The sequence below is a fragment of the Stenotrophomonas sp. YJH_SMC_14-1 genome (genome assembly GCF_059372275.1).
The window spans coordinates 850,029-861,962 of record NZ_JCAFVK010000001.1; the positions used below are offsets into that span (position 1 = coordinate 850,029).

At 66.6% G+C, this 11,934-nt stretch carries 10 protein-coding genes; 8 read left to right on the forward strand and 2 right to left on the reverse strand.

Features of this window, described 5'->3' with window-relative positions:
- Positions 1 to 14: 14 nt before the first annotated feature.
- Both AC5P9P_RS04210 and AC5P9P_RS04215 read left to right on the forward strand, forming a co-directional pair.
- Complete coding sequence (locus AC5P9P_RS04210; protein WP_217482223.1) at positions 15 to 1,364, forward strand: purple acid phosphatase family protein; 1,350 nt, start codon at positions 15 to 17, stop codon at positions 1,362 to 1,364.
- Between the two features lie 13 nt (positions 1,365 to 1,377).
- Positions 1,378 to 1,992: an inorganic diphosphatase gene (locus AC5P9P_RS04215; RefSeq protein ID WP_024956423.1), complete on the forward strand. Its 615-nt coding sequence runs from the start codon at positions 1,378 to 1,380 to the stop codon at positions 1,990 to 1,992.
- A 19-nt stretch (positions 1,993 to 2,011) separates the two neighbouring features.
- Here AC5P9P_RS04215 and AC5P9P_RS04220 read toward each other — a convergent pair whose 3' ends face one another.
- Positions 2,012 to 2,596, reverse strand: a complete 585-nt coding sequence (locus AC5P9P_RS04220) for a hypothetical protein (RefSeq protein ID WP_288469478.1) — start codon at positions 2,594 to 2,596, stop codon at positions 2,012 to 2,014.
- 109 nt (positions 2,597 to 2,705) lie between these two features.
- Here AC5P9P_RS04220 and AC5P9P_RS04225 point away from each other — a divergent pair, with 109 nt between their 5' ends.
- Both AC5P9P_RS04225 and AC5P9P_RS04230 read left to right on the forward strand, forming a co-directional pair.
- Complete coding sequence (locus AC5P9P_RS04225) at positions 2,706 to 4,121, forward strand: cryptochrome/photolyase family protein (protein ID WP_049432135.1); 1,416 nt, start codon at positions 2,706 to 2,708, stop codon at positions 4,119 to 4,121.
- A gap of 139 nt (positions 4,122 to 4,260) precedes the next feature.
- Entirely contained in the window at positions 4,261 to 4,956 is a 696-nt protein-coding gene (locus AC5P9P_RS04230; protein WP_005409106.1) for a YiaD family glycine zipper/OmpA-like lipoprotein, read from the forward strand.
- A 179-nt stretch (positions 4,957 to 5,135) separates the two neighbouring features.
- Here AC5P9P_RS04230 and AC5P9P_RS04235 read toward each other — a convergent pair whose 3' ends face one another.
- A complete protein-coding gene (locus AC5P9P_RS04235) occupies positions 5,136 to 6,167 on the reverse strand; it encodes a LysR family transcriptional regulator (protein WP_005409107.1) in 1,032 nt (343 codons plus the stop codon).
- A 147-nt stretch (positions 6,168 to 6,314) separates the two neighbouring features.
- On the opposite strand from AC5P9P_RS04235, the gene AC5P9P_RS04240 reads away from it, so the two are divergent.
- From AC5P9P_RS04240 to AC5P9P_RS04255, 4 genes are all read left to right on the forward strand, one after another.
- A complete protein-coding gene (locus tag AC5P9P_RS04240) occupies positions 6,315 to 6,542 on the forward strand; it encodes a hypothetical protein (protein ID WP_005409108.1) in 228 nt (75 codons plus the stop codon).
- Positions 6,539 to 7,309, forward strand: a complete 771-nt coding sequence (locus AC5P9P_RS04245; RefSeq protein WP_005409109.1) for an SDR family NAD(P)-dependent oxidoreductase — start codon at positions 6,539 to 6,541, stop codon at positions 7,307 to 7,309. The genes AC5P9P_RS04240 and AC5P9P_RS04245 overlap by 4 nt, the downstream gene beginning before the upstream one ends.
- A 91-nt stretch (positions 7,310 to 7,400) precedes the next feature.
- Positions 7,401 to 8,624: an efflux RND transporter periplasmic adaptor subunit gene (locus tag AC5P9P_RS04250; protein ID WP_005409110.1), complete on the forward strand. Its 1,224-nt coding sequence runs from the start codon at positions 7,401 to 7,403 to the stop codon at positions 8,622 to 8,624.
- A gap of 112 nt (positions 8,625 to 8,736) precedes the next feature.
- Positions 8,737 to 11,907 (forward strand): efflux RND transporter permease subunit, encoded by a 3,171-nt coding sequence (locus AC5P9P_RS04255; RefSeq protein ID WP_005409111.1) that lies wholly within the window; start codon positions 8,737 to 8,739, stop codon positions 11,905 to 11,907.
- Positions 11,908 to 11,934 lie beyond the last annotated feature (27 nt).

Here is an 11,934-nt window from a genome sequence, read left to right on the forward strand (position 1 = left end):
GCGGTCGTTGCCTGATGCGTACGTTGGCGCTGGGCCTGCTGCTGGCGGTGCCGTCGTTGTGCTTCGCGGCGGCCGAAGCGAACACCCAGGTGCCGGCGGGCAGCCGCCACTACGCAGCGACGACGGTCCCGGACCGCATTGTCGCTTCGCCGGCAGTCGATCCCGGCCATGGGTTCGCCGTGGCCTGGCGCACCGACGGCAGCGTGCAGGCGCCGCTGCTGGAGATTGCCCTTGCCGGTGATTCACCGGCCATCGAGGGCATCCGCCAGGTGCGTGCCACGACCCGCGCGCTGCAGACCGAGAACGGGCTGTCGCACCACCACCGCGCTGATGTCAGCGGCCTGCGGCCCGATACCCTGTACGTCTACCGCGTGCAGGGCAACGGCAGCTGGAGCGCCTGGAACCAGCTGCGCACGCTGGCTGCGCCCGACCAGCCGCTGACCCTGCTGTACTTTGGAGATACCCAGAACAAGAACGTGAGCCATGTCAGCCGCGTGGTGCGCGCCGCGCAGAAGGCCGCACCCGAGGCGCGCCTGAGCCTGTTCGCTGGCGATCTGGTCAGTGGGGGCGATGGTGCCGATGACAGCGAGTGGGGCGAATGGTTTGCCGCCACCGGTTGGCTGGCGCAGGAAACCCTGGTCGCGCCGGCGATCGGCAACCACGAGTATGTCGAAGAGTTCGAGGACACTCCGCAGGAACGCCGCGTGCTGGGCAGGCACTGGCCGGTGACGTTCGCGCTGCCGGGCAATGGGGCATCCGCCGCACAGCAGACCAGCTACTGGTTCGATGCGCAGGGCGTGCGCGTCGCCGTGGTCGATGGCACGTCTGCACTCGACCTTGGCACGGCCAAGGCACAGGCGCAGTGGCTGGACAAGGTACTGACCGGCAATCCGCAGCCGTGGACGCTCGTGCTGCTGCACCAGCCGTTCTATTCGCCGCGCGAAGGGCGCGAGAACGCCGCATTGCGTGACGTGCTGCTGCCGGTGGTACGTCGCCACAACGTCGATCTGGTGCTGCAGGGCCACGATCACACCTATGGCCGCCGTGGTGAAGGACAGGCCGCGACGCCGCAGTATGTGGTGACCGTGGCGGGGCCGAAGCAGTACCGTCTCTCCGACGAGGCACGTAGGACGATGGATCCGGTGGCCGAGGACACCCAGCTGTTCCAGGTGTTGCACATCGATCCGCAGCACCTGCGCTATGAAGCCCGCACGGTGACCGGGCGACTCTACGATGCCTTCGAGCTGCGTCGCGACGCCAAGGGCGGCAAGCAGCGCACGGAGCTGACCGAAGGCCGCATCACGCCGCGTGACTGCCCGCGCGCGCAGACTGCCAAGGGTCGCGCCGATCGCTGCTGGGAATGAGGAGGAGATCCAGATGAAAACCGTGCACCGTCTTGTCCCCATGGCTGCCATCGGCGGGGCCCTGCTCCTGCTCGCGACCGCGGTGGCCGCCGCCGACGGCGTGCTGCACCCGTTCCTGGTGGCGCAGCCGAAGCAGGCGCCGCAGGAAGTGAACCTGGCGGTGGAGATTCCGGCCGGCAGCGTCACCAAGTACGAGATCAAGGAGGACGGCCTGGTGCATGTGGATCGCTTCCAGTCGATGCCGGTCGCCTATCCGGCCAACTACGGTTCGATGCCGCGCACGTTGGCTGGCGACAACGATCCGCTGGACGCGCTGGTGCTGACCCGTGAACCCCTGCATCCGGGCGTGATCGTGCGCTTCCGGCCGATCGGCTACCTGAAGATGGTCGACGGCGGCGAGCACGACGAGAAGATCATCGGCGTGCCGACCGACAAGGTTGACCCGACCTACGCCAACATCCGCGACCTGGCCGATCTGCCGGAGATCGAACGACAGCGCATCGAAGCGTTCTTCCGGGTCTACAAGGACCTGCCGGCCGGGCGCAACCCGGTGCAGCTCAACGGTTGGGGCAACGCTGCCGAGGCGCGGACGCTGATCAGCGAAGCGATGAAGCGCTTCGAAAAATAGATCCACGCCATGGCTGGATTCAGTCCAGCAACGTCCCGATGAACGACTCGGCCTGCAGGCGGTCGCCCAGTACCCGGGCCACCGCCTGTACGGCTGCGTCCTGGTGTTCAGGACGGATGCCGCCATCGTCATCGTCGTTGTAGAGGTCATCGCCGGCATCGAGGTACACCGTGCCTGCAGCAGCCAGAGCCGCCATCAAGGTCGGCACATCGGCAGTGATCTCGCCGGCATCCAGCAGGCCGGCACCGTGGTGGCTGAACAGCACACGGCCGTCGTCCAGGTCGAGGATGAACGGATCAGCGCCGCGATCGGCAATCACCAGCCAGTTCGATGGCCAGTCGTTGATCCGTTCGCCGCTGACGCCATGCCATCGATAGCCGGCCTGCTGGCTCCACAGGCGCTGCAGTGGCGGTATCCAGACATCAAGGCCGGGAACGGTGATGCCGGCGCGGCCAACCCTGGCATTGATCTCTTCGCCCAGCGGCCCGACCTGCGCGTAGAACGACGCCAGTGCCGTGGGCAGCGGGAACGGGCCCTGCCAGTCACGCTCGTGCTGCGCATGCAGCAGCCCGAAGCGGGCGAATGAGGCGTGCAGATCATCCATGTCAGAGTCCAACGGGTAGCGGCCGTGCAGCCTAGCAGACGGCGTCTGCGCGCATCCCCTTCACCGCCGCTGGCTATCATGTGCGCCTTCCACAACGAAGGCAGTACCTGTGTCGGTAGCGTTGGTATGGTTCCGCCGTGATCTGCGGCTGCAGGATAATCCGGCCCTGCAGGCCGCGCTGGATGCCGGTCACGACGTGGTGCCGGTCTACATCCATGCGCCGCACGAAGAAGGTGAGTGGGCGCCGGGTGCCGCCTCCGATGCGTGGCGCCACCGTTCACTGGCCGCGCTGGATGCGGACCTGCGCACGCGCGGTTCCTCGCTGGTGCTGCGCAGTGGTGACAGCCTGCCGGCCCTGCAGTTGCTGATCGCGCAGACTGGCGCCGAGGCGGTGTACTGGAACCGCAAGTACGAACCGGCCACCCAGCCACGCGACGCCACCATCAAGCGCATGCTGCGCGAGCAGGGCATCGACGCGCAGAGCTGCAATGGCAGCCTGTTGTTCGAGCCTTGGGACATCGCCACCCAGCAGGGCCAGCCGTACAAGGTATTTACGCCGTACTGGCGCAATGTACTCAGTCATTGGCGCCTGCCGGCACTGCAGGCCGCACCGGAAGCACTGGCGCCGCACGCGGCCGACAGCCTGGCATTGGATGATCTCCAGCTGGCGCCGACGCTGGACTGGGATACCGGCTTCTGGGAGCACTGGCAGCCGGGTGAAGCCGGTGCGCTGGAAGCTCTGTCCGTCTTTGAAGACGGTGCCCTGCGCGGGTATCGCGAGCAGCGTGACCTGCCGGACCGTGTCGGGACCTCGCGGCTGTCGCCGCACCTGCATTTCGGCGAAATCGCACCCTGGCGGATTGCCCATGCGCTGGAAGGGCTGCGTAGCGCCGGCACCGACGCCGACATCGACGGCTACCTGCGCCAGCTGGGCTGGCGTGACTTCGCCTGCCACCTGCTGCATCACTTCCCGAAGACGCCCACCGACAACCTCAACCCGCGTTTCGATCGCTTCCCATGGGCAACGCCCAGTGACGCGCAACTGCACGACTGGCAACGCGGCAACACCGGCGTGCCGATCGTCGATGCCGGCCTTCGCGAGCTGTGGCACACAGGCTACATGCACAACCGGGTGCGGATGATCGTGGCCAGTTACCTGTGCAAGCACCTGCGCGCGCACTGGCTGCATGGCGCACGCTGGTTCTGGGACACCCTGGTTGATGCCGACCTGGCCAACAACACCATGGGCTGGCAGTGGGTGGCCGGGACCGGTGCCGATGCGGCACCGTACTTCCGTGTGTTCAACCCCGTGACCCAGGCCGAGAAGTTCGATCCGCAGGCACGGTACATCAGCCGCTGGGTGCCCGAACTGGCCGCGATGCCGGTGAAGGCCCGGTTTGCGCCCTGGCAGCATCCGCTGCTGCTGGCGGCACATGCCCCGGGCTATCCGCGTACGCCGCTGGTGGACCTGGCCGCGGGCCGCGACGCCGCGCTGGCGGCTTACCGCCAGTCGGGGGCGGGGTAAAGGGCGACCTGAGCGATCTGGTCAGTTAGCTGAACGCGGCCCTGTCGGTGTGCCCGATCATCATTCCGGCATCGCATCGGGCTGTTTATTCTCTTTGCGCCCGCAGGCCGCCGGCCGACCGGAAACCAAGGAGAACCTCATGATCCGCAACACCACCCGCAACGTCGCACTGGCCCTGATGAGTGCGGCCGTCCTGTCGGCCTGCGCCACCGGCGGCTCCTACGTACAGAGTGACCAGTACGGCAACCCCACCGAGCAGCAGAACCGCACCGGGCGCAACGCCCTGATCGGTACCGCCATCGGCGTGGCAGCCGGCCTGCTGACCGGCGACAGCGCCACCGAGCGCCGCCAGCATGCCCTGATCGGCGCCGGTATCGGTGCGCTCAGCGGCGCCGCCGTCGGCCAGTACCAGGATCGCCAGGAACGCGCACTGCGCGAGCGCACTGCCAACACCGGCATCGATGTGCAGCGCCAGGGCGACAACATCATGCTGAACCTGCCGGACGGCATCACTTTCGACTTCGGCAAGTCGACCCTGAAGCCGCAGTTCTACGGCGCGCTCAATGGCGTGGCAGGCACCCTGCGTGACTACAACCAGACCATGATCGAAGTGGTCGGCCACACCGACAGCATCGGCAGCGATGCGGTCAACAACCGCCTGTCGAAGGAACGTGCCGACTCGGTCGCGCAGTACCTGATCGGCCAGGGCGTGCAGAGCGTGCGCATCGAAACGCTGGGCGCCGGCAAGTCGTACCCGATTGCCGACAACAGCACCGACGCCGGCCGCGCCAAGAACCGCCGTGTCGAGATCCGGGTGATTCCGCTCAAGCAATAACGCGTAGCGTTACTGCTTGAGCCGGTTCGGCCATCGGCCGGAACGAAAATGCCGCCCTTGCAGGCGGCATTTTTGTGGGTGTCGAGCGTTGCTCGGCACGCCGATAGCGCATCCCTCTGTAAGCCATGCCGGCCAAGGTCGGCATCTACCAGGAGATGGGTAGGCGCTCTTGTTGCAGGCTACGCCGCCGAAGCGGCCACCTTCTCCAGGATCCGCTTGCCGCTGCTTTCCAGAGCGGCGTCTTCCTTTTCCTTCTGCTGCTGCGCCAGCTTCGCACCCGGGCACTGCGCCAGCATGTAATTGGCGTCGAAGTTGAGCTTTTCGACCAGGAAGTCGACGAACGCACGCACCTTTGGCGAGACCAGGCGGCCGCCGGCGAACACGGCGTTGAAGTCCACTTCCGGGCCGGTCCAGCCGGCCAGCACGCGGCGCACCATGCCCGATTCAACGAACGGCTTGGCCATCACGTCGCCGGTCAGCAGCAGGCCTTCGCCACAGACCAATGCACCATTCAACGCAGACATGTCGTTGGCGGTCATCAGCGGGGTGACCGGGAAGTCACGCAGCTCGCCGCCGTTCTCGCCCAGCTGCCAGGTGAAGCGCGGCGAATTGCCGGTGTGGTACGGCTTGCGCATCGCCAGGATGCGATGGAACTGCAGCTCCTCCGGATGCAGCGGCTCGCCATAGCGCTCGATGTAGGCCGGGCTGGCGAACACCTGCGTGCGCAGGCTGCCGAGCTTGCGTGCGACCAGGTTGGAATCGGGCAGGGCTCCCACGCGCAGCGCAAGGTCCGCTTCACCTGCAATCAGGTCCAGCTTCTCGTTGCCCATGTGCATGTCCAGGCGGATTTCCGGGTACTGCGCATGGAACTGGCCCAGCAGCGGGGCGATCCAGGTGATGCCGATCGAATAGGGCACGGTGAAGCGCAGCCAGCCGCGCGGGCCGGACTGCAGCTGGCTCACCGCGCTCTCGGCCTCTTCCAGTTCGCGCGCGATGCGCTGGCAATGTTCGTGGTAGATCGAACCGGCTTCGGTCAGGCCGAGGCGGCGCGTGGTCCGGTGCAGCAGGCGCGCGCCCAGGCGCGTTTCCAGCTCCTGCACTTTGCGGCTGACCGTGGTCTTGGGCAGGCCGAGCGATTTGGCAGCGGCAATGAAGCTGCCTTGCTCGACCACTTTGACGAAGATCAGCGTCTCGTTGAGATCGTGGGACATGGTCGGGGATCCTGGACGTCGGGGATGGGACAATCGTGACAGAACGATTGGACCGGGAGCGGGATGATTATTCCCCTTAATCAGGACTAATCAAGTAAAGGTTTGAGGTCTATCGTGGCGCCATTCGTTAATTGGAGCCCGTCCGCCATGAGCCTGCGCAACATTCTTGCCCGACTCCGGAACGCCGGCCAGAACACCCTGGACCTGGCGATGACCGTCGAAGCCCGTCCGAGTTCCTTGGTACACAAGGACTTTCGTGAGTTTACCGCGCCCATGCGTCAGCAGCGTGGCGGTGCCATCCGCCTGGCCCCTCACAAGGGTGACCGCCTGCGCCGAATCGGGACTATCCCGGATTTGGGAGGAAATGTCCCGTGAATGGGATGCTGACGCCTGAAGTCCTGGTCCTGGGCGGCACCGGTGCCGTCGGCCAGGGTGTGGTTGGCGCGCTGCTGGAGGCCGGCAGCCCGGTACTGGTTGTCGGCCGCGATCCGGGCCGGCTGGCGGCGCTGCACGAGCAGTTCGCTGACGAGCCGGGCCTGGAGACGCTGCTGGGGTCGCTCAGCGACGACGGATCGGCGCGCGCGCTGGCCGAACGCATCGCGCAGCGCCCGCGCCCGTTGGCGGCGGTGATCGCCGCAATGGGTGGACCGTACCGCCGCGGTCGCGTGGTCGACCGCAACGGTGACGAACTGATGGGCGCGATGCAGGCCGATCTGATGCCGCACGTGCACGCGGTGCGTCACCTGCTGCCGCTGCTGCAGGACAACGTGCATGCGCGCCGCTACGTGATGATCGGCAGCCCGGCCAACGCCAAGCCATGGGCGGGCTACGGCGAGACCTCGATCACCACCGCCGCGCTGCGCATGTACGCGCAGGTCGTGCACCAGGAAGCGCAGGCGCTGGGCGTGCGCGCGCAGATGCTGGAAGTCTGCAGCCCGGTGTGCACCCCGGCCAATGCGGCCAATGCCTGCATCGAGTGGCCCAGCTCGCTGCTGGTGGGTCGCCGCGTTGTGTCGCTGCTGGATGGTTGCCGCGACAACCGTGCCATCGTCCGCTGTGACAGCAGCGATGCCGAACTGCCGCGCGGCCTGCTGCACCTGGAAGTTCCCCCTTTGTGGCGCGATACCGCAGGCGTCGCTTGACCTCGACCATGGTTGAGGTCGCAGGATACGCCGCCGATTTTTGCAACACGTTCTCATATAGCTGTACCACCCCTCCGTACGGATGCATGCCATGACTTCCCCCAATACCACCCCACATCGTTTCGGCCATCGCATTGCGATGGTCGGCGTGTCGATCCTCGCCGCAGCCGTGCTTGCGGCCTGCAGCGGCGGCCACGCCGAAGAAGCCGGTGCACCGCCGCCGCCGCAGGTCAGCGCCGCGCCGGTACTGGTCAAGCAGGTCAGCCAGTGGGACGAGTTCAGCGGCCGCGTCGAAGCGGTGCAGAGCGTTGAACTGCGCCCGCGCGTGTCCGGCTACATCGACAAGGTCAACTACGTCGAAGGCCAGGAAGTGAAGAAGGGCGAAGTGCTCTTCACCATCGACGCGCGCAGCTACCAGGCCGAGTACGATCGAGCGGCTGCCGAGCTGGCCCGCGCCCGCACCCAGGCCACGCTGGCCCGCAGCGAGTCCGAGCGCGCCAAGCGACTGTCCGAGCAGCAGGCGATCTCCACCGAGACCGCCGAACAGCGTCGCGCGGCCGCCGACCAGTCCGGTGCCGCCGTGCAGGCCGCGCAGGCTGCGCTGGACGCGGCCCGGCTCAACCTGGAGTTCACCAAGGTGCGTGCACCGATCGACGGCCGTGCCGGCCGCGCGATGGTCACCGCCGGCAACCTGGTCACCGCCGGCGACAGTGCCAGCGTGCTGACCACGCTGGTCTCGCTGGATACCGTCTTTGTCTACTTCGATGCCGACGAAAGCACCTTCCTGCGCTACGCCCAGATGGCACGCAAGGGCGAGCGCCCGAGCGAGCGTGACAGCGAACTGCCGGTGAAGGTTGGCCTGTCCGGCGAAGAGGGCTACCCGCACTCGGGCAAGGTCGACTTCCTCGACAACCAGGTCGCCCGCAGCACCGGCACCATCCGCGTCCGCGCACTGCTGGACAACGCCGACCGCCAGTTCACGCCGGGCCTGTTCGCCCGCGTGCAGCTGCTCGGCAGCGGCCAGTTCCAGGCGCTGCTGATCGATGACAAGGCCGTGCTGACCGACCAGGACCGCAAGTATGTCTACGTGGTCGACAAGGATGGCAAGGCCCAGCGCCGCGACATCCAGCTCGGTCGCACCGCTGATGGCCTGCGCATTGTCGAACACGGCCTGGCCGCGGGCGACAAGGTGATCATCGACGGCGTGCAGAAGGTCTTCATGCCGGGCATGCCGGTGCAGGCCAAGGCGGTGGCGATGCAGCCACAGCCGGCGCCGGCACCGGGCCGCGATGCCACCGCCGCCCTGAAGCACTGATCCGCGTCCCCGCTTAGCTGCCGGCGCCAGCGGCAGCCTTCCCTGCCTTCGTCATTTCGGCGAGGGGCAGGGCGGCTGTTGCCCGCCGAATGCCTTTCCCAGGAATTCCTCCATGGACTTTTCCCGTTTCTTCATCGACAGGCCGATCTTCGCGGCGGTGCTGTCGATCGTGATCTTCGCCGCAGGCCTGATCACGATTCCAATCCTGCCGATCAGCGAGTACCCGGAAGTGGTGCCGCCGTCGGTGGTCGTGCGCACGGTCTATCCGGGCGCCAACCCCAAGGTCATCGCCGAGACCGTCGCCACGCCGCTTGAAGAAGCCATCAACGGCGTCGAAGGCATGATGTACCTGAAGTCGGTCGCCGGTTCCGACGGCGTGCTGCAGATGACTGTCACCTTCCGCCCGGGCACCGACCCGGACGCAGCGGCGGTGAAGGTGCAGAACCGCGTGGCGCAGGCGCAGGCGCGCCTGCCCGAGGACGTGCGCCGGCAGGGCGTGACCACCCAGAAGCAGTCGCCGACCTTCCTGATGGTGGTGCACCTGACCTCCCCGCAAGGCAAGTACGACACCCTGTACCTGCGCAACTACGCCCGCCTGCACGTCAAGGATGCACTGGCGCGCATTCCGGGCGTCGGTGATGCGCAGATCTTCGGTGGTGGCGACTACGCCATGCGCGCCTGGCTGGATCCGGACAAGGTGGCTTCGCGCGGCCTGACCGCCAGCGACGTGGTGCGCGCCATGCGCGAGCAGAACGTGCAGGTGTCAGCCGGCCAGCTCGGCGCCGAACCGCTGCCGGACAGCAAGTTCCTGACCCTGATCAATGCCCAGGGCCGACTGAAGACCGAAAAGGAATTTGGCGACATCGTGCTCAAGAGCGGCACCGATGGCGAGATCGTGCGCCTGTCCGACGTGGCCCGCCTGGAGCTGGGTGCGGGCGACTACACCCTGCGCTCGCAGCTGGACGGCAAGAACGCGGTCGGTATCGGCATCTTCCAGTCGCCAGGTGCGAACGCGCTGGAAATCCGTGACCAGGTCATCTCGACGATGGACGAGATGCAGAAGACCATGCCGGCCGACGTGAAGTACGAAGCCGTGTATGACACCACCATCTTCGTGCGTGACTCGATCAAGGCCGTGGTCTCCACGCTGCTGGAAGCGATCGCGCTGGTGGTGCTGGTGGTGATCCTGTTCCTGCAGACCTGGCGTGCCTCGATCATCCCGTTGATCGCGGTGCCGGTGTCGGTGGTGGGTACCTTCGCCGCGCTGTACCTGCTGGGCTTCTCGATCAATACGCTGAGCCTGTTCGGCCTGGTGCTGGCGATCGGCATCGTGGTCGACGACGCGATCGTGGTGGTGGAGAACGTCGAGCGCAACATCGAGGAAGGCCTGTCGCCCACCGCCGCGGCCCACCAGGCCATGCGCGAAGTGTCCGGCCCGATCGTGGCGATCGCGTTGGTGCTGTGTGCCGTGTTCGTGCCGATGGCGTTCCTGTCCGGTGTCACCGGCCAGTTCTACAAGCAGTTCGCGGTCACCATCGCCATCTCCACGGTGATCTCGGCGATCAACTCACTGACCCTGTCGCCGGCCCTGGCCGCGCGCCTGCTGAAGGCCCACGGCGCACCGAAGGATGGCCCGAGCCGCCTGATCGACCGCCTGTTCGGGTGGGTATTCCGCCCGTTCAACCGCTTCTTCAAGTCCAGCTCGGAGAAGTACGAGCGTGGCGTGGCCCGCATCCTCGGCCGACGTGGCGCGGTGTTCGTGGTCTACGCGATCCTGCTGGTCGGTACCGGCGTGATCTTCAAGCTGGTGCCGCCGGGCTTCATCCCGACCCAGGACAAGCTGTACCTGATCGCCGGCGTGAAGCTGCCGGAAGGTTCGTCGATCGCGCGTACCGATGAAATGCTGCGCAAGGTGGCCAAGATCGCCCAGGAAACCGATGGCGTGGCCCACACCATCTCGTTCCCGGGCCTGAACGCGCTGCAGTTCACCAATACGCCCAATACCGGTGTGGCGTTCATTCCGCTCAAGCCCTTCGCCGAGCGTCATGGCCGTACCGCTGCGCAGATCAATGCCGAGATCAACCAGAAGATCGCCGGCCTGCAGGAAGGCTTCGCCTTCGCGATGATGCCGCCGCCGATCCTCGGCCTGGGCAACGGCAACGGCTACCAGATGTTCATCGAGGACCGCGGCAACCTGGGCTACGGCGCGCTGCAGAATGCGGTGCAGGCGATGCAGGGCACCGTGGCGCAGACGCCGGGCATGGCCTTCCCGATTTCCAGCTACCAGGCCAACGTGCCGCAGCTGGATGCCGAGGTCGACCGCGTCAAGGCCAAGGCACAGGGCGTGCAGCTCACCGAACTGTTCGACACCCTGCAGACCTACCTGGGTTCGGCCTACGTCAACGACTTCAACCAGTTCGGTCGTACCTGGCAGGTGATCGCCCAGGCAGACGGTCCGTTCCGCGAGACGGTCGAGGACATCGGCAAGCTGCGTACCCGCAACGACCGCGGCGAGATGGTGCCGATCGGTTCGATGGTCACCATCAAGCAGACCTTCGGCCCGGACCCGGTGCTGCGCTTCAATGGCTACCCGGCAGCGGACCTGGCCGGTGAAGCCGACCCGCGCCTGCTGTCCTCGGCCGAGGCGATGACCAAGCTGACCGAGATCGCCGGCAAGGTGCTGCCGGTGGGCATGACCACCGAATGGACCGACCTGAGCTACCAGCAGGCGACCCAGGGCAAAGCCGCCTTCATCGTGTTCCCGGTGGCGATCATGCTGGCCTTCCTGGTGCTGGCCGCGCTGTACGAGAGCTGGTCGCTGCCGCTGGCGGTGATCCTGATCGTGCCGATGACCCTACTGTCCGCGCTGTTCGGCGTCTGGCTGACCGGCGGTGACAACAACGTGTTCGTGCAGGTCGGCCTGGTGGTGCTGATGGGCCTGGCGTGCAAGAACGCGATCCTGATCGTCGAGTTCGCCAGAGAACTGGAGATGGGCGGCAAGGGAATCGTTGAAGCTGCGCTGGAAGCCTGCCGCCTGCGCCTGCGCCCGATCGTGATGACCTCCATCGCGTTCATCGCCGGCACCGTGCCGCTTGTGCTGTCGCACGGTGCAGGTGCCGAGGTGCGCTCGGTGACCGGTATCACCGTGTTCGCCGGCATGCTGGGCGTGACCCTGTTCGGCCTGTTCCTCACCCCGGTGTTCTACGTGGCCCTGCGCAAGTTCGTCACCCGCAACGGTGGTGGCCAGCTGGTGCAGCACGGCGAGCCGACCATCCACCACTGACATGGAACCCCGTCGCCGCCGGTCAAT